We start from the raw sequence: 24,053 nt of genomic DNA on the forward strand, positions 1-24,053 counted from the left end.
CTGGGCACGGGCAACACTGCACGCGCTGTTGCCGGAGTGGGTGATGCTCGGATTGGACAATGATCCGACACTGGCGCTGCTGGCCGCCGTGGCGCTGCTGCATGAGCTGCATGCAACGCCGGACAGCAGACCGCTGCCAGCAGCGCCCTCGTCTGCAGCCGCTGCGGTGAGAGGGATGCGGGCGACGTACGAGAGCCTGCGCGGTGTGCTGCAAGCGGACGGGGCGAGCGGCAACCTGCGCCTGCTTGATGCAACCAATCGGCGATCAGGCGTTGGCAACGGCACGCAGGTAGCCGGTCCAGTAGGGGCGGGCACGGCACTCCAGCGCCGTGGGGCGGGTCCGGTCAGGGAATCTGCTTTGTTTGCCGTCAGCATGGGCGCGCCGGTACCGGCACCGGGAGCAGGGGCCTGGTTGTTCGCAGGCGCATCGGCGTCACCCAGGGGAGGCGATGGTGGCAGCCACCCGCATCCGCACCCGCGCCCGGCGCAGCATGCCGGACACGTCGGCGGGCGGCCGATGACCGGCGGTGGGGAACGCCGCAGTCCGCTGCAGCGCAGGCCGATGACGAGCGGCAGCCTGCGTGGCAGTGGCAGGCGGCAGGGTGAAAGCAGCCACCGCGAACGCATGCACAGCTATGCGCCTACCGCGATGGCCGGCTACGCAGACGGCCCCAAGGAGCTGCTCATGAGTCCGGTCTACCCGTCCGCCGATGAGCACACGGGCGGCGGCTCCGCCGGAATCCGGTTGGATCCGGCGGTGAAGCCACGTGCGGGCGCCGTGCCCCATGGCGTAGCGGCTGTTGGCGCAGGGCGGGGACGGGCCAGGTCCGGGCACGGCGTCGGGCCGCGCCCGCGGGCGGATGATCCATCGTTCGCGCGCGAGGCGCTGGCCATGCCCGGGCGCATAGTGGACTGCCTGCAGGTCGACGATGAGCGTGTCGCCCTGCTGCTGGTCAGGCAGCAGCGCTACCGTCCGCCCTTGATGCGCTTCTGCATTCCTTCCCGTGACACACCCTGGTTCAAGGGCCTGTTCGGCGACTCGATGGCTCCTGCCCACGGGGTAGGCCGCTGGATGGTGAGCGAACTCGTGCACGAACATGTGCCGCACACCCTGCGACCGTTGAGCGTACGCCACCATGGCGGCGCAGGCGATATCCTGCTCGACGCACCCTTGCCCTGGCAGTGGCTTGGCGATGAGCGCATCTTCTCGCTGTTGACGGTGTCGCTGCTGGATGACCCGCTTCGGCGCGAGGCCAGTGGCTGGAATCCGCGGTTCATGCCGCGCAACAGCTTCAAGGTGATGCAGCACTCCGGAGTCGACGGCGATGACCGGCTGTATCTTGCGTACTTCCTGCACCGCGAGCAGCCCGCAAACACGGGCGTCAACGCGGGTTTCCTGGAAGTGGAGGTGAACGCGGGCGGCCAGCTGAGCATTACCGACAAGGTGCATGGGTCGGCCATCGTCGGCGACACCCTCGACGTGCTCGTGGCCAGCATCGAGAAGCTGACCGGGCTGCGCTGCACTGATCCGGCCGATCACGTGCTGGCAGGTGACGTGGCCCCGCGCGCGCGCAATCTCTTCGTCGATTTCAACGAAACGAGGTCACTCCATGCGGATCACCCCCTGCCGTTGAACCGGTCGTTGGACCCGTTTTCCCCGGTCGTGGTGCAGGCTGCCGGCTACGCTCGGCCCTTCGCGCTGTATCTGGGAAGCTTCCTGGCATTGGACGACACGATCCTGTTCGCCGATGCCAACGGGCTTGGCGGCGCGCTGTACTACACCGCCGATGCGTCCGCACGCGAGGCCCGCGCGCTGCGCTGCGATACGCTCGATGTGTGCACGTTCGCCGCGTTGCACGGCCTGCAGTCGGGTCGGCGCTACACCGTTGACGAGGTGGCCCATGTGTTGCAGGAAAACGGGCTCCTGCCGATGCCACAAATGGGGCCGACACCGCCCGACGATGATGAACGCCTGCGTGTGCAGCGCGACCAGCCTGCCGGGCCCGCTGCGGTGATGGCTTCTTCCGCCCCTCTGCCGACATCGACGTTCGTGCTCGATGCAGGCAGGGTGCAGTACACCGATCACGATGGGCGGGCGGGATCGTTGCAGTTGAGACACGTGCAGCGCCTGGGCGCCTCTGGTTACAGATGGGAGGGCGAAGGCAACGAGCGCCGGTTCGCGGCCCGCATCAGGCTGCACGCCGGCCGAGACTACACGGGAGCCGATATCCGACGCCTGTTCGAAAAGCAGGGCTTCGTGGAAGGGGCCTGACGTTCCTGATTGCGACTTTCCCTGCACCGCGCGCGCAGCTAGTCTGGCGGGGTTGCCCTTCCTGATTCTGCCATGTCCATCGTCCTGACCGAATTCGCCCGTCCTCGCCTTTTTCCGCGCACGCCGCGCGCCAACACCATCCAGGATTGTTCGGCCGAACAGTTCGTGCAGCACCTCAACACGCATGCGCCATTCAAGGAGCTGGATGGCTACGCGCCGTTCTGCAAGCTGCATGTGTACGAGAACTGGACCAGTACGCGCTGCCTGACCGTGCCGATCACCGCAGCCAACCAGCACCAGCTGCGCAGCGGCTATGAAGCGCGCAGCCGCGACGAACTGCCGGTGCTGGTGCGTTGGTTCGAGGGCGTGGAATCGCCGGTGGCGAACTATCTGGTGGTGATCCTGTACAGCGCGGAGCAGCTGGCGAAGGAAGGCACCGGCATCGCGGCCGACTGGGGCATCGTCGGCTGCATCTACACTGCCGGGCCCGAAGAAGTACCGATGGCCCCGATCACCATGATGCGCAACGCGCTGGGCGTGGAGGAGGGCGGTTCCGGCGTGCCGCTGGACCGCGAAGCCTACGCCCGCGCGGTGGCGTTCTGGGAAGCCAACGCCAACTGGCGGGGGTGATCGGTCGCGCCGTGGGATTGGTAGCGCCGAGCCATGCTCGGCGAGCGCGCCGCGCGGCGCTTCTGCGGGGATCCATGGACGGCGCGGGAACCCGCCGAGCATGGCTCGGCGCTACCGCGAAGGCAGGTTCAACGCCGGATCATCGCGAACACCGCAGCGGTCAGCCGCGCCAGCTCGGCCGGCGCCAGCTCCACTTCCAAGCCGCGCCGTCCGGCACTGACATGCAGCGTCGGCAGTTCCTGCGCGCTGGCATCAATGAACGTACGCAGCCGCTTCTTCTGCCCCAACGGGCTGATGCCACCGACCAGATAGCCGGTCGCGCGCTGCGCCGCATCCACCGGCGCCATCGCGCATCTGCGGCAGCCTGCAGCAGCGGCCAGCGCCTTCAGGTCCAGCTGCCCGGCCACCGGCACGATGGCCACCAGCAGCTCATGCGTTTCCGTGCTGGCGAGCAGGGTCTTGAACACCTGTTCCGGCTCCAGTCCGAGCTTCTGCACGGCTTCGCCGCCGAAGGAGTCTGCCTGCGCGTCGTGCACGTAGCTGCGCACGGTGTGGGCGACTTTCTCGCGTTGGAGCAGGTTGATGGCCGGAGTCATGCGGGGATCGTAACGCCGCAACCACCGGCGTGGCTTGACCCAGGCTATGGCCTCGACCATCCAGGATTGCCGGCCAGCGGCCGGCACTACCGGGCATCAAACAAGAACGGGCGCCCGAAGGCGCCCGTCCAGACGATCTGCGATGTTACCCGCAGATCAGTAGCGGTAATGCTCCGGCTTGAACGGGCCTTCCACCGGCACGCCGATGTAATCGGCCTGCTCTTTGCTCAGGGTGGTCAGCTTGACGCCGATCTTTTCCAGGTGCAGGCGGGCGACTTCCTCGTCCAGCTTCTTCGGCAGCAGGTAGACCTTCTTCTCGTAGCTGTCCTTGTTCGCCCACAGGTCGATCTGCGCCAGGGTCTGGTTGGCGAACGAGTTGGACATCACGAAGCTCGGATGGCCCGTGGCGCAGCCCAGGTTCACCAGGCGGCCGTCGGCCAGCAGGAAGATCGCATTGCCGTTGTCGAACACGTACTTGTCGACCTGCGGCTTGATGTTGATCTTCTGCACGCCGGCCAGCGCGTTCAGCGCATCGACCTGGATCTCGTTGTCGAAGTGGCCGATGTTGCAGACGATGGCCTGGTCCTTCATCGCGCTCAGGTGTTCGATGCGGATGATGTCCTTGTTGCCGGTGGTGGTGACATAGATGTCGCCACGGCCCAGGGTGGATTCGATGGTGTTGACTTCGAAGCCTTCCATCGCCGCCTGCAGGGCGCAGATCGGGTCGATTTCGGTGACCACCACGCGCGCGCCGTAGGCACGCAGCGATGCGGCGCAGCCCTTGCCGACGTCGCCATAGCCGCAGACCACGGCGACCTTGCCGGCCAGCATCACGTCCATCGCGCGCTTCAGGCCGTCGGCCAGCGACTCGCGGCAGCCGTACAGGTTGTCGAACTTGCTCTTGGTGACCGAGTCGTTGACGTTGATCGCCGGGATCAGCAGGGTGCCGGCCTGGGCGAGCTGGTACAGGCGGTGCACGCCGGTGGTGGTCTCTTCGGAAACGCCCTTCCAGTCCTTGACCACGCGGCCCCAGTAACCCGGACGCTCGCTGGCCACGCGCTTGAGCAGGTTCTTGATCACCTGCTCTTCGTGCGAAGCCGCCGGCTCGTCGACCCAGGTGCTGCCGTTTTCCAGCTCGTAGCCCTTGTGGATCAGCAGGGTGACATCGCCGCCGTCATCGACCACCAGTTCCGGGCCGGTCAGGGTGCCGTCGGCCAGGGTGAAGGTCAGCGCATCCAGGGTGCAGTCCCAATATTCTTCCAGCGTCTCGCCCTTCCAGGCGAACACGGGGGTGCCGGATGCTGCGATCGCCGCCGCCGCATGGTCCTGGGTGGAGAAGATGTTGCACGACGCCCAGCGCACGTCGGCGCCGATGTCCTTCAGCGTTTCGATCAGCACCGCAGTCTGGATGGTCATGTGCAGCGAGCCGGTCACGCGCACGCCCTTCAGCGGCAGGGTGGCAGCGTGCTTGCGGCGGATCGACATCAGGCCCGGCATCTCGTGCTCGGCGATGTCCAGTTCCTTGCGGCCCCAGTCGGCCAGCGAGATATCGGCGATCTTGTAATCACCTTCGGTGGAGAAGGTCTTGGCAACAGCGTTCATTCATTGCTCCGGTTGTGGACGAGCAGGTGCTCGTATCTGGCCGGGCGCCGTTTTACATTGCCACCCTCCGAGCCTGGCCGGGTTGTCCGGTCGCAGCGCCCCTCGGCAGGGGAAGGCGGCCATTATATCGCGGCCCGGGGGGGGCCCAACCATCGGCAGGGGGTGAAGGACGCGGCGGCTGTTAAGGTCGGGTATTCACAAGCAGCGAAGGGATGGTCATGAGCAAGCGCGTGCGCCGCACTGGGCGTTGGAAGGGAGTGGTGCTGTCGATGGCCCTGCTGGCGATGACGCCGGCCGTGGGGGCCGCGCCGTCCACTGCTGCATCCACCGCCGTGGGCGGCTATGAGCTGCCTTCGGCCGCGCTGCAGGCGGTGGTGGACCAGCCGCGTGCGCCGGGCCTGTTCCTGTCCCCGCAGCGCGATCTGGCCGCCATGCTGCAGATGCCGCCGTTGCCGTCCATCGAGGTGGTCGCGCAGCCGGAGCTGAAGCTGGCCGGCCGCCGGATCAACCCGCGCACCTTCTCCGACAGCCGTTTCAGCTACGGCGCCAAGCTGTGGCTGATGGGCATCAACGATGGCAAGGAACGGCAGATCAGCGGCCTGCCGCCGGCACTTTCAGTGGCCAGCCTGGCCTGGTCGCCGGACCAGAAATGGCTGGCTTTCAACCAGGTCGATCCAGCCAGTGGGGCCAACGAACTGTGGCTGGTGGATGTAACAACCGCCAGCGCGCGCCGGCTGCGTGGTGAACTGAACACCGTGCTCGGCGATGGCTATCAGTGGCTGCCCGACAGCCGCGGGCTGCTGGTAATGAGTCGCGTTGGCAACGCCGGCAGCCCGCCGTCGCGCGACGTGGCGCCAACCGGCCCGGCCGTCCAGCAGACCAGCGAAGGCAGCGGCGTGGTGTCCATCCGCACCTACCAGGACCTGCTGAAGAACGAGGCTGACGCGCGCCTGTTCGATTACTACGCCACCAGCCAGCCCACCGAAATCGGCCTGGACGGCCAGTCCCGCGCGGTCGGCGCGGCCGGCGTGTACCTCGGCCTGAGCCTGTCGCCGGACGGTGGCTACCTGCTCAGCCAGCGCGTGCAGCGGCCGTACTCGTACGTGGTGCCGGTGAGCAGTTTCCCGCGCCGCATCGAAGTGCTCGACCGCGCCGGCACGCTGGTGCACACCGTGGCCACGCGGCCGCTGGTGGAAGGCCTGCCGACCGGCAACGATGCCGAAGTGACCGGCGTGCGTGACATCAGCTGGCGTGCCGATACGCCGGCCACCCTGGTGTGGGCCGAAGCCCAGGACGGCGGCGATCCGAACCGCGAGGCCAGCATCCGCGACGCGGTGCTGATGCAGGCCGCACCGTTCGACAAGCCGCCGGTGACCCTGGCCCAGCTTGGCAGCCGCTATGCCGGCATCACCTGGGCACGCGGCGACCTGGCCCTGCTCAACGAGTCGTGGTGGAAGACCCGCCGCACCAGGACCTGGTTGATTGCCCCGGATCAGGCGGCGACCGATCCGAAGCTGCTGTTCGACCGTGATGCGCAGGACCGTTACAGCGATCCGGGCAAGCCGGGCACGCTGCGCGACGACAACGGTCGCGCGCTGCTGCAGACCAGCGCCGATGGCAACAGCATCTACTTCTATGGTGCCGGTGCATCGCCCGAAGGCGACCGCCCGTTCCTGGACCGCTACGAGCTGGCGACCGGCAAGACCACCCGCCTGTTCCATTCGCAGGCGCCGACCCATTCGGTGCCGATCGCACTGCTGGGCGCGGATGCCTCCTCGCTGCTGTTCACCCGCGAAAGCCCGGAGCAGCCGGCCAACTACTTCGTGCAGCCGCTTGGCGATGCGGCCGCGGCGCCGCGCGCGCTCACCACGTTTGCCCATCCGCTGCCGCAGCTGCGCGGTGTCAGCAAGGAGCAGATCCGTTACAAGCGCAAGGACGGCGTGGACCTGACCGCGACCCTGCTGCTGCCGCCAGGCTATGACCCCAAGCGTGATGGACCGCGCCCGCTGCTGATGTGGGCCTACCCGGGCGAGTACAAAAGTGCGGCGGCCGCCAGCCAGGTCACCGGCTCGCCGTACCTGTTCAACGCGGTCAGCTACTGGGGCCCACAGGCGTTCCTGGCCAAGGGCTATGCCGTGCTGGCCAGCCCGACCATGCCGATCATCGGCGAGGGCGACAAGGAGCCCAACGACACCTACCTGGAACAGCTGGTGTCCAACGCGCAGGCAGCGGTGGATGAAGTGGTGCGCCGTGGCGTCACCGATCGCGACCACATCGCCATCGGCGGGCACTCCTACGGGGCGTTCATGACCGCCAACCTGCTGGCGCACAGCCGTCTGTTCAAGGCCGGCATCGCGCGCAGCGGCGCTTACAACCGCACGCTGACGCCGTTTGGCTTCCAGGCTGAAGAGCGCAACTACTGGCAGGCGCAGGATACCTATCTGAAGATGTCGCCGTTCAACCACGCAGCCAACATCAAGGATCCGATCCTGTTCATCCACGGCGTGGACGACAACAACTCCGGTACGTTCCCGATGCAGAGCGAGCGCATGTTCGCGGCCGTGAAGGGCCTGGGTGGCACGTCGCGGCTGGTTATGCTGCCGAACGAATCGCACGCCTACCGCGCGCGCGAATCGATCATGACGATGCTGGCCGAGAGCGAACGCTGGCTGGAGCAGACCATCGGCAAGGGCGAACGCATCGGCCGGTAGCGCCGAGCCATGCTCGGCGAGCGCAGCGGTGAACGGCAACGGCGTGACGACCAACGGTCGTCACCCACCAGGGCAGCGGCTGACGGCCAGCGGCGGTCACTACCGGGCACGGGCGGTCACTACTGAAACCAACCGTCGGCAGGCAATTGAACTGCGCTAGGCTTGGCGAGGGATCCTTGCTTGAGGTTCGTGCGTCGCCGATGAACGAGTTCCGCAGCAGCATCATGTTCGCCAACCCCGATATTCCCCTGCGTGACGACGTGCGCCGCCTCGGCGCACTGGTCGGCGACCTGCTGGTCGAGCAGGTATCGGACGCCTTCTTCGACGACGTGGAAAGCGTGCGCACCCGCGCCATCGCACGCCGCGAGAACGCCTCGCCTCTGGCCGACCTGGCCGAGGGCCTGGCTGGACGTTCGCCGCAGCAGGCCGAGGCGATGGTGCGTGCGTTCAGCACTTACTTCCAGGTGGTCAACATCGCCGAGCGCGTGCATCGCATCCGCCGCCGCCGCGACTACCAGCGCGCCGGCACGCGCACCCCGCAGCCGGATGGCCTGCAGGATGCGCTGCAGCAGCTCAAGGCGCAGGGCGTGACCCTGCAGGAACTGCAGGACTGGTTGCCGCGGATCGACATCGAGCCGGTGTTCACCGCGCATCCCACCGAAGCGGTACGCCGCGCACTGCTGGAAAAAGAGCAGCTGATGGTGGCCAGCCTGGTCGACAACCTGGATGGTCAGCGCACCCCCGGTGAAGCCGCGGCCGACGATGCGCGCTTCCGCATGGCGCTGACCGCGTCCTGGCAGACCACCGATTCGTCGCCGGTGCGCCCCACCGTGGATGACGAGCGCGAGCACGTGGGTTTCTACCTGGTGCAGGTGCTGTACCGGGTCATCCCGGTGCTGTACGAATCGCTGCAGCAGGCGCTGGTGGATACCTTCGGCGAAGGCCTGCCCCTGCCACGGCTGCTGCGCTTCGGCACGTGGGTCGGCGGGGACATGGACGGCAACCCGAACGTGGACGCCGGCACCATCCGCAACACGCTGGATGCACAGCGCCGCGCGGTGCTGGCGCAGTACCAGAAGGAACTGCTGCAGCTGGCCAGCCTGCTCAGCCAATCCACCGAACGGGTGGGCGTCAGCGACGCGCTGCAGGCGCGGCTGGCGGACTACCAGCAGCGGCTGCCGGACGTGCAGTCGCGCCCGCGCCACGGCGACATGCCGTACCGGCTGTTGAACGACCGCATGCGCGCGCGGCTGCAGGCTACGCGGGATGATGGACCGGGTGCGTATGCCGGGCCGGATGAACTGATCGACGACCTGCAGCTGATCTTCGACAGCCTGCGCGCCAACCGCGGCGAACACGCCGGTGGCTTTGCGGTGCAGCGCCTGCTGTGGCGGGTGAAGACCTTCGGCTTCCACCTGGCACGGCTGGACGTGCGCCAGGAATCCAGCGTGCATGCGCGCGCGCTGGCCACCGCGCTGGATGGCGAGGCCGCCTGGGAGGCCCGCGATGCGAAGGCACGTGCGGCCTTGCTGGGACCCTACGCCAGTGGCGAACAGGCACTGCCGCAGGCGGACGAGGAGGGCAACCAGCGGCTGGACGCGGTGTTCTCCGCGCTGGCCGACGCGCGCCGTCGGCACGGTGCCGATGCGCTGGGCAGCTACATCATTTCGATGGCGCATGACCGCGGCGACGTGCTGGCGGTGCTGGCGTTGGCGCGGCGTGGCGGACTGGTGGATGAAGCCGGCGGCGTGCCGCTGGATATCGCGCCATTGTTTGAAACCGTGGACGACCTGAAGCACGGCACCGCGACCCTGCGCGACCTGCTGGCCGATCCGGTGTACCGCGCGCACCTGCACGCGCGCAACGACGTGCAGATGGTGATGCTGGGGTACTCGGACAGCAGCAAGGACGGGGGCATCGCCGCCTCGCGCTGGGGACTGCAGCGGGCCCAGGTGGAACTGCTGGAGGTGGCCGCCGAAAGCGGCATCGCGCTGACTTTCTTCCATGGCCGTGGTGGGTCGATCAGCCGTGGCGGTGGCAAGACCACCCACGCCGTGGATGCATCGCCGCGTGGCAGCATCGACGGTCGCCTGCGGGTCACCGAGCAGGGCGAAGTGATCCACCGCAAGTACGGCATCCGCGCGCTGGCGGTGCGCTCGCTGGAACAGGCCACCGGCGCGGTGCTGCGTTCGAGCCTGCGTCCGCGCGCGCCTGAACCGCGCGAGGAGGCATGGCGGCCGGTGATGGACGTGGTGGCCGATGCCAGCAGCACTGCGTACCGTGCCTTCGTCGGCCAGCCGCGCTTCATGGAGTACTTCCGCACCGCGACGCCGATCGACGTCATCGAGCGGATGACATTGGGTTCGCGTCCCTCGCGTCGGCTGGGCCAGGATGCGGCGCTGACCAACCTGCGCGCCATTCCCTGGGTGTTCGCCTGGAGCCAGGCACGTGCGGTGATCCCCGGCTGGTACGGCGTGGGCAGTGGCCTGCAGGCTGCGGTGGATGCCGGACATGAGGACACCCTGCGGCAGATGGCGCGCGACTGGCCGTTCTTCCGGACGTTTCTGGATGACATCGCGATGGTGTTGTCGAAGGGTGACATCACCATCGCCGAGCAGTTCTCGCGGCTGTCCGGTGAGCTGCACGCCAGCTTCTTCCCGAAGGTGCAGGACGAGTGGGCGCGGACCGAGCGCTGGGTGCTGGCGCTGACCGGCCAGCAGTCGCTGCTGGAGCACGACCAGCGGTTGGCGCTGTCGATCCGCCTGCGCAACCCCTACGTAGACCCGATCAGCGTGCTGCAGGTGGACCTGCTGCAGCGCTGGCGGGCAAGCGGGGGAGAGGACGAGGACCTGCTGCGCGCGTTGGTGGCGTGCGTCAACGGGGTATCGCAGGGCGTGCAGAACACCGGCTGAGGCCGCTGCTGGGGGACGCCCGTATCGGTGGGTGAGGACGGCCTCATGATGGGTGACGACCGCCTCATGTTGGTTACGACCGCCTCATGGTGGGTGACGACCCGTGGTCGTCACGCGGCGGGCGGTGGAGCGGGCGGAACAACCGGCGGCCACCACCTCTGGGGGGGTGCGCCCGGGGGTCGGACCCGCCCGGGGGGGGCACGCGCCCCGACAAAGGTTCGACCCCCACCAAAGCAAGGTCGTCACCCACCAAAGCAAGATCGTCACCCCACCAGATCAAGTCGTCACCCGTCCAGGCAGGATCGTTATTCCGGCGCAGGCGGGTTGGAGGCCAGCAGTTCCCGATGGCGCTGTTCCATTTCCTGCCGCAGCTGGCGCCGCAGCAGGGCGGCGGCGTGCCGGCGCTTCTCGTCGGAAGAGGTGGGCTGCAACGCCGGCACGGGCGTCGGCCGGCCTTCGTCGTCCACCGCCACCATGGTGAAGAAGCAGCTGTTGGCGTGGCGCACGCTGCGCTCCAGGATGTCTTCGGCCACCACCTTGACGCCGATCTCCATCGACGAGGTGCCGGTGTAGTTCACCGAGGCCAGGAAGGTGACCAGCTCGCCCACCGAGATCGGCTGGCGGAACATCACCTGGTCCACCGACAGGGTGACCACGTAGCGCCCGGCATAGCGGCTGGCACAGGCGTAGGCCACCTGGTCGAGCAGGCGCAGCACGGCGCCGCCGTGGACCTTGCCGGAGAAATTGGCCATGTCCGGTGTCATCAACACGGTCATGGTGAGCTGGTGGGATTTCAGTTCTGTCGACATGCGGCCATCTTCGCATGAAGCAACCGGTGCCTAATCGAACGACACCGGCGTCAGTTGCGCCTGCAACTCGCGGTTGGGACATTCATGCGCGCGGTATCGGGGCGGGTGGATATGACGGTGATCCTGCTCGAGGAGGTGACCGATCACCGGCATCGCCGCCTCCCACTCGACCATCATCGGCTCGGTGTCGATATCGGGGGCCGCCAGCACGATGCAGTCGGTCTTGGGGAGGGACACCTCCACGCCCTCGGCCCAGTAGCAGAAGGATCGCTCTGCCTTCATGTTGATCCCGTACGCGGCGACGAAGACGTGATTACCTTGGACCTGGTGCAAGTGCGTCAGCAATTCCTGCTGGACCGCGTAGTTGCCTTCCTGGAGCTGCAAGCGCAGCCTGCGTTGCAGCGAGCGGAGCTGTGGCGTAGCAAGCTCCACTGGCTGCATTTCACCATCCACGTACTGAAACAGCTCCCATGACACGGCGTAGCCATCCTCAAGGCCCTCCTCGGTCAGCCTGAAGAGGGTGGCTTGGGCGTCCAGGTCACGATCGCCGGCAACCAGCAGCAGCTCGCGGGTGGGGATCATGAAGACCGGAAGGCCGCGTAGGGGGATGCGGTGCAGCATGTCAGGCAGCAACGCACGACTGCTGTTGTAACCGTCGCCCCAGGCGGCCTTGAATACGCCGTCGGCGGGCTGTTCGAAAGGCAGGTCCGGTTGCTCACGCAGGTTGCCACGCGCAACGGCCAATGCATGCTCAAGATCGATCCCCCACGACGCGTCAGGCCCTTCCGGTTTGATGAGGGTGTGCTCTTCACTGTCGACGCCCAGCAGGACGACACATTCGTTGCTGACTCTGCGGTACTGAAACGAGGCGTCTTCATCCCAGCCGGCTTTTTCCGCAGCCGCCAGCTTCGTCTGGTCCAGCAGCGAAGCATTGCGGAGCACGGGAAGCAGCCGGCTCCTGACCTCCTGCAGTGGATCGTGTACCGGGTGATCACCCACCAACCACGCCACATAGCGGGCAACCACCTGCTCCTGAAGGTGTCTAGGGCTGGACAGGTATCGACGGTGGGCATTATGTAGATTGACGTGGCCACCTTCCTCCAGATCGATACGGAAGAGTGCGCGGTTGTAATGCAGGGGAACGATGACACCTGCGCGCCGCGCAGCGCGCACGAAGTGCTGCGCGAAAGCATCCTCGTCGGGACGCCTGCGTGGCAGCCAGTGGAGCAGTCTGGACAGCATGGTGGTCCCCTTCATGGGTCCATGCTCGCGCGGGTTGCCGATCCCATCAAGGAAACCGTCCGCAAAAAAGAAGGGCCGCTTGCGCGGCCCTTCGGATACTGCGTACTGCGTACTGATTACTTCAGCTTCGCATCCGCGCGCAGGGCGGCGGCGCGATCGGTCTTCTCCCAGGAGAAGGCCGTGGCATTGACGGTCTCGCCGTTGCCATCGAGGTAGCTGAAGTCCTTCGGCTTGCGGCCGAAGTGGCCGTAGGCTGCGGTCTGCTGGTACATCGGGTGGATCAGGTCGAGCATCTTGATGATGCCGTACGGGCGCAGGTCGAAGTGCTTGCGGATCAGCTTTTCGATCTGCTCGTCCGGAATCCTGCCGGTGCCGAAGGTGGTGACCGAGATCGAGGTCGGCTCGGCCACGCCGATGGCGTAGGAGACCTGCACTTCGCAACGGTCAGCCAGGCCGGCGGCCACGACGTTCTTGGCGACGTAGCGGGCCGCATAGGCTGCCGAACGGTCGACCTTGGACGGATCCTTGCCGGAGAACGCACCGCCACCGTGACGGGCCCAGCCGCCGTAGGTATCGACGATGATCTTGCGGCCGGTCAGGCCGCAGTCGCCCACCGGACCGCCGATCTCGAACTTGCCGGTCGGGTTGATGTGGAACTTGGTGCCCTTGTGCAGCCACTTGGCCGGCAGCACCGGCTTGATGATCTCTTCGCGGACCGCTTCGATCAGGTCCTTCTGCTTGATGCCCGGGGCATGCTGGGTGGACAGCACGATGGCGTCGATGGCCGAGACCTGGCCGTCTTCGTAGCGCAGGGTGACCTGGCTCTTGGCGTCCGGGCGCAGCCAGGACAGCGGCGAGTTCTTCTTCTTGCGGATCTTGGCCTGCTGCTCGACCAGGCGGTGCGACAGGTGGATCGCCGCCGGCATGTAGCTGTCGGTTTCGTTGGTGGCGTAGCCGAACATCAGGCCCTGGTCGCCAGCGCCCATTTCTTCGGGCTTCTTGCGGTCAACGCCCTGGGCGATGTGCGGGGACTGCTTGCCGATCAGGTTCAGCACGCCGCAGGTCGCGCCGTCGAAGCCGACGTCGGAGCTGTTGTAGCCGATATCCAGGATCACCTGGCGGGTCAGGGCTTCCAGGTCGATCCACGCGCTGGTGGTGATCTCGCCGGCCACGATCGCCACGCCGGTCTTGACCATGGTCTCGCAGGCCACGCGGGCGCGCTGGTCCTTGGCCAGGATCGCGTCCAGGACCGCATCGGAAATCTGGTCGGCAATCTTGTCCGGATGGCCTTCGGAGACCGATTCGGAAGTGAACAGGTAGCTGGACATCAGGCGTTATATCCTTTAATTCGGATGGAAAGATGGGCGCGAATGATACACGGCGCGCGTCGCACGTGCATTGTGGACTGCGACGGGTTGCCGGTGGTTAAGGTGGTGTGCCCGGGCTGAGGGTAGCCGGGAACCATGACCGGACCGTGCTGGCGCCGCGTTGGGCCGGCCTGCCAGCGCCGAAGGCGGCGGCAGGAGCCGCTGCCAACGTCGCTTGCGCCGGCCCGCAGGGTGCCGGTCAGGACGACCGGCATAGCCATGCTCGGCGAGCGCAGCGGCAACAGTCCGCACGCAACGCGCGGCTGCTAGCATCGGCCGATGGACTCCCTTACCCAGATCGTACTCGGTGGCGCGGTAGCCGCTGCCATCGCCCCGGCCGGCCATCGCCGTGCCGCCCTGCTTGCCGGTGCCGCGCTTGGCACGTTGCCCGACCTGGACGCGCTGTGGTTGGGCTTCAGGGCCGCCGACCCGGTGGCGGTGATGACCGAACATCGCAGTTTCAGCCATTCGCTGCTGGTGCTGCCGTGGGTCGCCGCGCTGGTCTGGTGGCTGTTCAAGCGCTTCGGCAACAGCCGGGTGGCGCAGTCTCCGCTGCGCTGGTTCTGGGCGATGCAGCTGGCGCTGGTGACCCACCCGCTGCTGGACGCAATGACCGTGTACGGCACCCAGCTGTGGTGGCCGCTGCGGCCTTCGCCGGTAATGGGCTCGAACATCTTCATCATCGATCCGCTGTACACCGTGTGGCTGCTGCTGGGCTGCGTGCTGGCCTGGTTCGGGCGCAGCCGGCCCTGGGCCGGCAAGGCGCTGGTGGTCGCCCTGGTGGTCAGCAGTGGTTATCTGGGATGGAGCCTGCTGGCCAAGGCGCAGGTGGACCGCGCCGCGCAGCGCAGCCTGGCCGCGATGGGCCTGGGCGATGCGCCGCGGTTCTCGGTGCCCATGCCGTTCAATACCCTGCTGTGGCGGGTGGTGGCGATGACCCCCAGCGGCTACGTGGTGGCTGATCGCTCGCTGGTGGCGGACAAGGGAGAGATGCATTTCGAAGGATTCGCCTCCAACGTGCAGGCCCTGCGCCAGGCTGCGGACATTCCGGCCGTGCAGCGGCTGGAATGGTTCAATCGTGGCTTCATGCGCGCGCAGGTGGTGGATGGCCGGCTGGTGCTGAGCGACCTGCGGATGGGCCTGGAACCGGATTACACGTTCAATTTCGCGGTGGCGGCCGAGCGCGATGGGCGGTGGCAGGGCATCGTGCCGGAGCAGTTGCGTGGCGATTACAGCAGCCCCGAAGCGCGCGCTGACATCAGCCGCCGGTTGGGGCTGATGTGGGACCGGATCTGGCGCGAACCCGCACGGTAGCGCCGCTGTGGTGGGTGCTCGCCGAGCATGGCTCGGCGTTATCGGGATGCCGCGCCGGTAGCGCCGAGACATGCTCGGCGGAATCTGTCCGGCATCGTGCGGTGTCTGACGCAGGCCGCGCTTCGCGCTCGCCGAGCACGGCTCGGCGCTACCCGGGCACGGCTATGCCCGTCGTCCTGACCGGCACCCTGCGGCCGTCGCAAGCGACGTTGGCGGCGGCTCCTGCCGCCGCCTTCGGCGCTACCGGGATTGCGCATCAATACACCGTCGCGCGGGCCTGCACGAAGGAGAAGAAGAACACCGCGTTCGGATCGTTCTGCACCTGGCGGAACTCGCGGCGCATGCCGTCCACGGTCTCTTCGTCCACCGTACCGGCCTGCAGCAGCTGCTCGGCGGCTGACAGCAGCACCTGTTCCCAGAACGCGATCATCGTCTTCCGGCGTGCCGGCTCGCGGTTGTCCAGGTGGATGGTCTTGATGTCGGTCTGCACGTCGCGGAAGCCGCCGGCGAGCAGCAGGTTGCCCAGCTTTGCACCGACGAACGGGTCGCCACCGTGGTCATGCTGGAAGTCGTTGAAGGCCATCCAATAGCGCCAGATGTGCGGCGAATACGGGTCCAGCAGGAACGAGGCGTTCATCACCTCGGTGATGTATACCGGCGAGCCGGGTGACAACACCCGGCGCACTTCGCTCAGCACCCTGGCCGGCGAGGGCACGTGTTCCAGCACCCAGCACAGGAACGCGCCATCGAAGGCGCGCGCGCCGAACGGCAGCTCACCGGCATCGGCGTGCTGCAGCACGTAGCGGTCGCTGCACCAGGGCGTTTTCTCCAGGTTGGCGCGTGCGGTGGCCAGCTGGGCTTCGCTCAGGTCCACGCCGGTGACGTGCAGTTCCGGGAAGCGGCGCAGCAGGATCTCGGTCTGCGCGCCTACGCCACTGCCGACCTCCAGCAGGCGGCGCACGCCGGTGTAGTCGATCTGCCCGAAGATGGTCGGCTCCAGCAGGCGGGCCTGGGTCATCAGGCGCTCCTGTTCGGTGCTGGAGAAGCCATGCAGGTAGGTAGGCGAAGAAATCGGCGGGGTCATGGCGGTATCCGGGTAGCGCCGGGCCACTGCCCGGCGAAGGGGTCAATCAACGCAAGCTGTTTCGCGCGTATCCGCGATCAACCGATCAAAATATTCCGTGGTCAGCGCGATCTGGCTGGCCGGGTCTTCGGCCCGGTTCACCACCGCGCGGAAGGCTGCGTTTTCCGGGCGATCCTTGGCATACCACCCCAGGTGCTTGCGCGCGATGCGCACGCCCTGCGGTTCGCCGTAGAAGGCATGCAGGGCCTGCAGGTGGCCGAGCAGGATGTCGCGCACTTCGGACAACGACGGCGGCGGCAGCTCCTGGCCGGTAGCCAGGTAGTGCGCCACCTCGCGGAAGATCCACGGCCGCCCCTGCGCGGCGCGACCGATCATCACCGCATCCACGCCGGTGACGGCGAGCACGTGGGCGGCCTTGCGCGGCGAATCGATGTCGCCGTTTGCGATCACCGGGATCCTCAGCGCCGCCTTGATCGCGGCGATGGTCTCGTACTCGGCCTGGCCGGTGTAGTGCTGGTCGCGGGTGCGGCCGTGCACGGCCAACGCGGCGATGCCGCTGTCTTCGGCGATATGGGCGATGCGCGGGCCGTTGCGGTGGTCGCAGTCCCAGCCGGTGCGGATCTTCAGCGTCACCGGCACGTCGACGGCGTTGACCACTGCGGTCAGGATGCGGGCGACCAGGTCCTCATCGCGCATCAGCGCCGAGCCGGCCCAGGCGTTGCAGACCTTCTTGGCCGGACAGCCCATGTTGATGTCGATGATCTGCGCGCCATGGTCGACGTTGTAGCGTGCCGCCTCGGCCAACTGCTGCGGTTCGGTGCCGGCGATCTGCACGCTGATCGGGTCGGGCTCGCCGTCGTGGTCCATCCGGTGCAGGGACTTGCGGGTGGTCCAGAAGCGCGGGTCGGAGATGGTCATCTCCGAGGCAGCCAGCCCTGCGCCAAGGCGCTTGCACAGCAGCCGGAACGGCTTGTCGGTGACGCCGGCCATGGGCGCCAGCACGACGTTGGGGGCAATGGAATAAGGGCCGATCTGCATGCGGCCATTGTAGTGCGGCAGCGCAGGCCGGGCCGCTGTGGGGAGCCCCCGGTTCAGGCCGATCCGGATGGGGCTCATGCTACACCGGCATCAGCAGATGCTTGACGGTTGCTTCCGCCGCCCCCAGGCGCGGGGCATGGTGGGCGGCTGGCATGCACCCGGCACGACCGGGTGGTAGCGCCGAGCCATGCTCGGCGAGCGCAGCGGCAAGAGCAACAGCGTGACGACCAACGGTCGTCACCCACCAAGGGCGGCGGTCGTCATCCACCAGGGGCGGGGCTACGGCGTGACGGCCAGCGACCGTCACGACCAAGCTGGCGGTGCGTTACGCCGGCTGGTCGTCCGGTGTGAAGTGGGGCATCGCCGCGGCGGCGCCTTCCTTTTCGGTGGAACGGCCGGCGAACTGGTTGGCAAAGCGCACGTGGCGCGCGAACGGGGCATCCGGCGAATGCGCGATGGAGGCCACCAGCGCACCGTTGAAGGCATCACCGGCACCGGTGGTATCGATGGCCTGTACCTGCTCGGCGCCCACGCGGTAGTACGGCTGGCTGTCACCGCGCAGGGTGTCTTCATCGTGCGACACGAACACACCTACCGCACCGAGGGTCACCACCACGGTGCCACTGCCGACCAGCTTGCGGCACAGCGCATGCAGGCTGGCGCCGTCCAGCGCGGCGACATCGTTGGGATCGATCCGCTCGCCGACATGGCGGCTGAGCAGCGCGGCGAATTCGGTTTCATTCGGGGTGATGACATCGGCCAGCTTCAGCAGGCCGATGCTGGATGGCGCGTCGGCTGGGGCGGCGTTGAGCACGGTGGTGACGCCGGCTTCGCGCGCCACCGCCAGGGCGGCCTCGATGGTGTCCACCGGCGATTCCAGCTGCACCAGCACCACCTTGGCGCCTGCCAGCAGCGCCTGCTGCTGCTGCACGAAGCCGATGCTCAGCGCGGCATTGGCACCCGGCCCGATGACGATGGTGTTGCGGCCGCGTGCATCGACATAGATGCCGCCGGTGCCGGTCGGTTCCGTGCTCGCCTCGGCGCTCAGGGTGAAGCCGTCCTGGGCCGCCAGGCCGCGGGCCATCGCGCCGCCGGCATCGTCGCCCAGCGCGCAGACGAAGGTGGTCTGCGCACCGGCGCGGCGTGCGGCCACGGCCTGGTTGAAGCCCTTGCCGCCCGGGCCGGTGCTGTAGCGCCCGGCGATGGTCGCGCCGGGGGCGGGCAGTGCTTCGCACCGCCACACATGATCGACATTGAAGGAACCGACGACGACGACGTTGCTGCTCATAGGAAAACGGTTCTCAGTGAAGCGCGGTGGTACCCGAGGGTATCAACCAAAGTGGGTCAGGACGCCGGCGATCGTGGCAGTCATGAAAGTGGCAATGGTACCGCCCAGCACGGCGCGCAGGCCGAACCGGGCCAGATCCTGGCGTCGTTCCGGGGCAAGGCCACCGATGCCGCCGATCTGGATCGCGATGGAGCTGAAGTTGGCGAAGCCGCACAGCGCGTAGGTGGCGATCAGGCGGCCTTCTTCGGACAACGTAACGCCCGGGACCTGGCCGTTGATGATGCGCGACAATTCGCTGTAGGCGACGAACTCGTTGATCACCACCTTCTGGCCGATCAGCGAGCCGACCGTGCTGGCATCGGCCCACGGGGTGCCGATCACCCAGGCGATCGGGGCCAGCAGGTAGCCGAAGATGGTGGACAGGTTGGTCGGGCGACCGATCGCCGCGGCCAGGCCGGTGACATCACCCAACCACGTCAGCGGGGCGTTCAGCAGCGCGATCAGCGCGATGAAGGCCAGCAGCATCGCACCGATGTTCAGGGCCAGCCTCAGGCCGTCCGCAGCGCCACCGGCGGCGGCGTCGATGATGTTGCTGGAGGTCTTCTCCACTTCCATCTTCACCGTGCCGCGGGTCAGCGGGGTGCCGGTTTCCGGGATCAGCAGCTTGGCCACCACCAGCGTAGCGGGCGCGGCCATGATGCTGGCCGCCAGCAGGTGCTTGGCATAGAAGGCCTGGGATTCCGGATCGCCGCCGCCGAGCATGCCGACGTAGGCCGCCAGCACGCCACCGGCGATGTGGGCCATGCCGCCGATCATCATGGTCAGCAGCTCGGATTCGGTCATCCGCGAAATGTAGGGGCGCACCGTCAGCGGGGCTTCGGTCTGGCCGATGAACACGCTGGCGCAGACGCTGGTGGTTTCCGCACCGGACACGCGCATCACCTTGGTGATCGCCAGCGCCATCACGCGCACGATCGCCTGCATCACGTTGAGGTGGTACAGCACGCCCATCAGCGCGGAGAAGAAGATGATGGTCGGCAGCACCTGGAAGGCGAAGATGAAGCCGTAGCTTTGCACGTTCATCAGCGAGCCGAAGATGAAGCCGGAGCCTTCGTTGACGAAGCTCAGCACCTTCACGAACCCGTGGCCCAGCGCATCGAACACATCGCGGCCACCCGGTACCAGCAGCACCACGGCGGCAAATGCGATCTGCAGCAGCAGGCCGGTCGCCACCAGCTTCCAGTCCACCGCGCGCTTGTTGTTGGAGAACAGCCAGGTAATGCCGATGAGCACCGCCAGACCAAACAGGCCGAAGCCGATCCTGCCCAAACCTTCGACCATGTTGAATCCCCTGAGGGCACCGCGAAAAACGGGAAGCCTAGAGCAGGGCAGGGGCGGGGGCAAGGAAAAGCGCGCAGCGAGGGGCGATCAGCGCCGATACGCTCTGTATTGACAAGGGATGCAGGCGACCTCGCGCGGTTAGAATGACCCCCCTTCCGGCCCGATCTGCGGGCCTGCAGCAGGAGTCGTGCATGCTCTACCGCCGCCTTGGAACCTCCGGGTTGAAGCTTTCCGCGCTGTCCTTCGGCGCCTGGGTCACCTTTGGCAGCCAGGTGGCCCGCGACCAGGCGCGCAACCTGGTGGCGGCGGCCTGGGACAACGGCATCAACTTCTTCGACAACGCCGAGGGCTATGCCAATGGCCGCGCCGAGCAGGTGATGGGCGATGTGATCGCCGACCTGCGGCTGCCGCGTGATGGCTTCTGCGTGTCCAGCAAGGTGTTCTTCGGCAGCGCGGTGGACCCGGCACCGACCCAGCGCGGGCTGTCGCGCAAGCATGTGACCGATGCCTGCCATGCGGCGCTGAAGCGGCTGCGGGTGGACTACCTGGACCTGTACTACTGCCACCGCCCTGATGCAGACACGCCGATCGCCGAGACCGTGCATGCGATGGACACCCTGGTCCGGCAGGGCAAAGTGCTTTACTGGGGGACTTCGGAATGGTCGGCCACGCAGATCCAGGAAGCGCTGGACATCGCCCGCCGCCACAACCTGCAGGGCCCGACGATGGAGCAGCCGCAGTACAACCTGCTGCACCGCGACCGGGTGGAGCGTGAGTACGCTCCGCTGTATGCCGAGGCCGGGCTGGGCACCACCACCTTCTCGCCGCTGGCATCGGGGCTGCTGACCGGCAAGTACAACGACGGCTTCCCTGCGGGTTCGCGGCTGGGGCTGGATGACATGGCCTGGCTCCAGGACATCGTGCTGGGTGCGGACGGCGCCACGCGGTTGCAGCAGGTACGGCGCTACACCGCACTGGCGGCCGAGCTGGGTGTCGCCCCGGCCACCCTGGCCATCGCCTGGTGCCTGCGTAATCCGAACGTTTCCAGCGTGATCCTCGGCGCCAGCCGGGTCGAGCAGCTGCTGCAGAACCTGCAGGCGCTGGAGCGGGTGGGCACGCTGGATGAGGCTGCCTGGGGCAGGGTGGAAGCGGTGTTCGCCTGATGGTGCTGGCGCCGGGCCACGCTCGGCGCGGCTCTCGGGGATCCGCCGAGCGTGGCTCGGCGCTACCAGTGATAGTTGAGAGCTATTGAAGTTCTGACTTCAATCATCAATCCCATCAATCAATTTGAGAATGGGTGTTGATTGCGAACTGAGAATCGTTATCATTTGAGTCGTCCCTCGCACCGAGTCCAGACGAATGAATGCTCAAGCAGTGCTGCTTCGTCCCGAAACCCTGACCCTCCGTGAGCGCCCGGTCCGTGCCGTGCCCGCCGAGGAAGTGATCGACAGCGAGGCCCTTCTGAAAGGGCGTCGCGAGATCGTCATCCAACATGGTGACCGCTTCTATCGGCTGCGCCACACCAGCAACGACAAGCTGATCCTGACCAAGTAAACGGGTCGGCCGCCTCCCTCCCGGACGCGGCGCCGCGCCCAGGCGCGACGCGGTCCACGCGGGCGGTCGCCCCTCCTGTCTCTCTCCCCCTCGGTCTGCCAGCCAGCGCCTTCGTTGCGTCTGGTGGCGGCCCCGGGGGATCCCTCCCCGCACGGCCAGGTGCACAACACGGTGATCCCATGAGCAGAGCCTTGTCCGCAGTACGCGCGACCATGCCGCGCGGCCTGCCGTTATCGCCCACCATCCGCCGCCCGACCGCCAGCCAGCTGGCATCGCTGGGCACCGTGTTGTGCCTGTACCGCGCCGACAGCAATGAGCTGGCCGGCTGGCAGGATGCGGTTGCCGCCCACGCCTGCCAAGGGCTGGACAGCGAAGGTGTACGCGAGAGCCTGTGCTTCACCGACGCGCGCGGCCGCTGCTGCTGGCGGCTGTACCTGCTGCCGGACAGCGATTTCCTCGCGTGGGACCGCTTGGTTGCCGGGCTGCCGATACGCCCGGCCGGCGGCGACGACGCCAGTATCGGCGAGCGCCTGTGGCGGCGCTTGGCAGGCAGCCTGGGCGGGCAACGCTGGCGGATGTGTGCGGTGCAGCTGCACGCGGTGGAGCAGGGCAGTGGCCTGGCGGCAAGCCTCGCCCCGCTGTCATCGCTGGGCAGTGCGACCGCACGCCGCATCGCCCGCCTTGAAAGCGCGGACGGCAGCGCCGAAGTGCCTGCGCTGGCCCTGCACGCCTGAGGCGTGCAGGGTCATTCCTTGAACATCAGCAGGGCGGCGACCACGATCAGGGCGAAAGCCGCGTAGTGGTTCCATTTCAGCGGCTGGTCGAGGTAGAACGCGGAAAACACCGCGAACACCACCAGGGTGATGACTTCCTGCATGCCCTTGAGCTGCGGCGCCGAATACACCGCACTGCCCAGCCGGTTGCCCGGTACCTGCAGGCAGTACTCAAAGAAGGCGATTCCCCAGCTGATCAGGATCACCGTCATCAGCGGTGCGCTCTTGTATTTCAGGTGCCCATACCAGGCGAAGGTCATGAAGATGTTGCTGCCCAGGAGCAGCAGCACGGGGTAGAGGTACTGGGCCATGTCGATCACGCCGGTGGGGTCGGCGGATTATGCGCCTGCGGCGTGCGCGACAGGTCAACAGCGGCTATTCGTCGAACGCGGTGCCGTGCGTCAAGGTCTCCCAGACGAAATGGAAATCACCTTGGCTGGGACGGTGCCCGGCCAACCAGGCAGCGGTGTGTGGAAGTGCCTGTCCCAGGCGGCCCGCGAAATGCGCGTAGCCGATCTCCAGCGTGCCGCGCACATCTGAAACCAGTTTGCCCTTGCACAACCATGCAGGAACAACGGGGCGCGCCAGCATGTCGGTGTGGAACTCCATCGCAGCGACCAGTCGTTCGCCCTGCGCCTGGTACAGGCTGCCACCCTGCAGGCGGTTGGTTTCGGCCGCGTTGAGGTAAGCCGCCAGGCCGTACGCCGTATGTTCCAGGTCGCGGCAGGTTTCTTCCGCCAGTCCGGCCGCCATGACGGTCTGTCCGAACCACAGTGTCTCGATGGGAGTGTTGCAGCCGGGGCGCGGCAATGGCGTGGCACCGTCCATCGGCAGGTAGACATAGGTCGGCAGGCGCGTGTGCCAATCGGCCACGGCGCGGTCATGGATATCGCGGCGATCGGTGTAGATGCCGATGTTCATGCGAGCCTCGATGCTGCTGGCATGCCAGTTGCCTCCGGGGCAGGGCCCCATGCGGTCGATGTCGGGCAGGTACTGCGCGATCAGCCAGTCGCCGAAGCGCCGGGCATCCGCCTCCGGCCACACCGCACTGGTGTAACGGATGATTTCCGCCGCACGTGTCCACAACTGTGCGCCCCAGGACGCCTGCAGCGGCGCGTTGCTGTTGGCGTGGCCGCCGGTCAGCGTGGTGGCCCAGGCGTCCATGATCTCCACGGCCTTGCGGGCATGCGCCTCCTCGCCCAGGTAAGCCCACAGCAGCGCATGCGTATAGGCGGCCTTGGCATCATCGCGTTCGGGCTTGCAGCCGATGCTGGGTTTGTCGAAGGAACCACATTCCACCCGCGCGAACGGTGTGGCGGCATGCTCCAGCGACGCCAGTTCGCTCTGCCGCATCGCGGCCAGGGCGGTGGTCTTGAGTGGGTCGCCGGCCCCCAGCGCGTCCCGGGTCGCCTGCAGCGCGGGCGCGTCGAGCAGGATGCCGGGATGGACGAACGCCTGCCCGTGGGCGAGGGCGGGGGACAACAGGGCGAGTGAGAGCAGCAGCACGGGGGCACGCATCG

The 24,053-nt window shown here is 67.2% G+C and carries 19 protein-coding genes and 1 riboswitch; of the genes, 8 read left to right on the forward strand and 11 right to left on the reverse strand.

Features of this window, described 5'->3' with window-relative positions; genetic code table 11:
• Positions 1–685 precede the first annotated feature (685 nt).
• A complete protein-coding gene (locus ABE522_RS00650) occupies positions 686–2,272 on the forward strand; it encodes a hypothetical protein (protein ID WP_346589847.1) in 1,587 nt (528 codons plus the stop codon).
• 72 nt (positions 2,273–2,344) lie between these two features.
• Positions 2,345–2,902, forward strand: a complete 558-nt coding sequence (locus tag ABE522_RS00655; RefSeq protein ID WP_346589848.1) for a DUF3228 family protein — start codon at positions 2,345–2,347, stop codon at positions 2,900–2,902.
• A 128-nt stretch (positions 2,903–3,030) separates the two neighbouring features.
• Here the strand turns inward: ABE522_RS00655 and ybaK are convergent, their stop codons facing one another.
• On the reverse strand, positions 3,031–3,498 hold the full coding sequence (gene ybaK / locus ABE522_RS00660; protein WP_346589850.1) for a Cys-tRNA(Pro) deacylase: 468 nt from the start codon (positions 3,496–3,498) through the stop codon (positions 3,031–3,033).
• 156 nt (positions 3,499–3,654) lie between these two features.
• Complete coding sequence (gene ahcY, locus ABE522_RS00665) at positions 3,655–5,100, reverse strand: adenosylhomocysteinase (protein WP_346589852.1); 1,446 nt, start codon at positions 5,098–5,100, stop codon at positions 3,655–3,657.
• A 35-nt stretch (positions 5,101–5,135) separates the two neighbouring features.
• Positions 5,136–5,210, reverse strand: a riboswitch (S-adenosyl-L-homocysteine riboswitch).
• 108 nt (positions 5,211–5,318) lie between these two features.
• Between ahcY and ABE522_RS00670 the strand changes: the two genes are divergently transcribed.
• Both ABE522_RS00670 and ppc read left to right on the forward strand, forming a co-directional pair.
• Positions 5,319–7,811, forward strand: coding sequence for a S9 family peptidase (locus ABE522_RS00670; protein WP_346589854.1), 2,493 nt, complete (start codon positions 5,319–5,321; stop codon positions 7,809–7,811).
• Positions 7,812–8,011: 200 nt separating this feature from the next.
• Complete coding sequence (gene ppc, locus ABE522_RS00675; RefSeq protein WP_346589855.1) at positions 8,012–10,723, forward strand: phosphoenolpyruvate carboxylase; 2,712 nt, start codon at positions 8,012–8,014, stop codon at positions 10,721–10,723.
• Positions 10,724–11,028: 305 nt separating this feature from the next.
• Here the strand turns inward: ppc and ABE522_RS00680 are convergent, their stop codons facing one another.
• From ABE522_RS00680 to metK, 3 genes are all read right to left on the reverse strand, one after another.
• Positions 11,029–11,532, reverse strand: a complete 504-nt coding sequence (locus tag ABE522_RS00680) for an acyl-CoA thioesterase (RefSeq protein ID WP_346589856.1) — start codon at positions 11,530–11,532, stop codon at positions 11,029–11,031.
• A gap of 30 nt (positions 11,533–11,562) precedes the next feature.
• Entirely contained in the window at positions 11,563–12,774 is a 1,212-nt protein-coding gene (locus ABE522_RS00685) for a DUF1444 domain-containing protein (RefSeq protein WP_346589857.1), read from the reverse strand.
• A gap of 116 nt (positions 12,775–12,890) precedes the next feature.
• A complete protein-coding gene (metK, locus tag ABE522_RS00690) occupies positions 12,891–14,102 on the reverse strand; it encodes a methionine adenosyltransferase (protein WP_346589858.1) in 1,212 nt (403 codons plus the stop codon).
• A 318-nt stretch (positions 14,103–14,420) separates the two neighbouring features.
• On the opposite strand from metK, the gene ABE522_RS00695 reads away from it, so the two are divergent.
• On the forward strand, positions 14,421–15,455 hold the full coding sequence (locus ABE522_RS00695) for a metal-dependent hydrolase (RefSeq protein WP_346589860.1): 1,035 nt from the start codon (positions 14,421–14,423) through the stop codon (positions 15,453–15,455).
• Between the two features lie 256 nt (positions 15,456–15,711).
• On the opposite strand, the gene ABE522_RS00700 is transcribed toward ABE522_RS00695, so the two are convergent.
• From ABE522_RS00700 to ABE522_RS00715, 4 genes are all read right to left on the reverse strand, one after another.
• On the reverse strand, positions 15,712–16,539 hold the full coding sequence (locus tag ABE522_RS00700) for a methyltransferase domain-containing protein (RefSeq protein WP_346589861.1): 828 nt from the start codon (positions 16,537–16,539) through the stop codon (positions 15,712–15,714).
• Between the two features lie 42 nt (positions 16,540–16,581).
• The gene (gene dusB, locus ABE522_RS00705; protein WP_346589862.1) at positions 16,582–17,577 is read right to left on the reverse strand and encodes a tRNA dihydrouridine synthase DusB; all 996 of its coding nucleotides are present in this window, start codon (positions 17,575–17,577) and stop codon (positions 16,582–16,584) included.
• Positions 17,578–17,902: 325 nt separating this feature from the next.
• Positions 17,903–18,865, reverse strand: a complete 963-nt coding sequence (locus tag ABE522_RS00710; protein ID WP_346589864.1) for a ribokinase — start codon at positions 18,863–18,865, stop codon at positions 17,903–17,905.
• A gap of 42 nt (positions 18,866–18,907) precedes the next feature.
• Positions 18,908–20,206, reverse strand: a complete 1,299-nt coding sequence (locus tag ABE522_RS00715) for a NupC/NupG family nucleoside CNT transporter (RefSeq protein ID WP_346589866.1) — start codon at positions 20,204–20,206, stop codon at positions 18,908–18,910.
• Positions 20,207–20,397: 191 nt separating this feature from the next.
• Here ABE522_RS00715 and ABE522_RS00720 point away from each other — a divergent pair, with 191 nt between their 5' ends.
• From ABE522_RS00720 to ABE522_RS00730, 3 genes are all read left to right on the forward strand, one after another.
• Positions 20,398–21,369 (forward strand): potassium channel beta subunit family protein, encoded by a 972-nt coding sequence (locus tag ABE522_RS00720; protein ID WP_346589868.1) that lies wholly within the window; start codon positions 20,398–20,400, stop codon positions 21,367–21,369.
• 196 nt (positions 21,370–21,565) lie between these two features.
• Positions 21,566–21,760: a hemin uptake protein HemP gene (hemP, locus tag ABE522_RS00725; RefSeq protein WP_346589869.1), complete on the forward strand. Its 195-nt coding sequence runs from the start codon at positions 21,566–21,568 to the stop codon at positions 21,758–21,760.
• 179 nt (positions 21,761–21,939) lie between these two features.
• Positions 21,940–22,494, forward strand: coding sequence for a Hemin transport protein (locus ABE522_RS00730; RefSeq protein WP_406846273.1), 555 nt, complete (start codon positions 21,940–21,942; stop codon positions 22,492–22,494).
• Between the two features lie 11 nt (positions 22,495–22,505).
• On the opposite strand, the gene ABE522_RS00735 is transcribed toward ABE522_RS00730, so the two are convergent.
• Positions 22,506–22,844, reverse strand: a complete 339-nt coding sequence (locus ABE522_RS00735) for a DMT family protein (protein ID WP_346589871.1) — start codon at positions 22,842–22,844, stop codon at positions 22,506–22,508.
• Positions 22,845–22,908: 64 nt separating this feature from the next.
• Positions 22,909–24,051 carry an alginate lyase family protein gene (locus tag ABE522_RS00740; protein WP_346589872.1) on the reverse strand — a complete coding sequence of 381 codons (1,143 nt, stop codon included), beginning with the start codon at positions 24,049–24,051 and terminating at the stop codon, positions 22,909–22,911.
• Positions 24,052–24,053 lie beyond the last annotated feature (2 nt).

Origin of the sequence: Stenotrophomonas lacuserhaii, from assembly GCF_039674585.1 — a bacterium.
In the GTDB taxonomy this organism is placed as follows: domain Bacteria; phylum Pseudomonadota; class Gammaproteobacteria; order Xanthomonadales; family Xanthomonadaceae; genus Stenotrophomonas; species Stenotrophomonas pennii_A.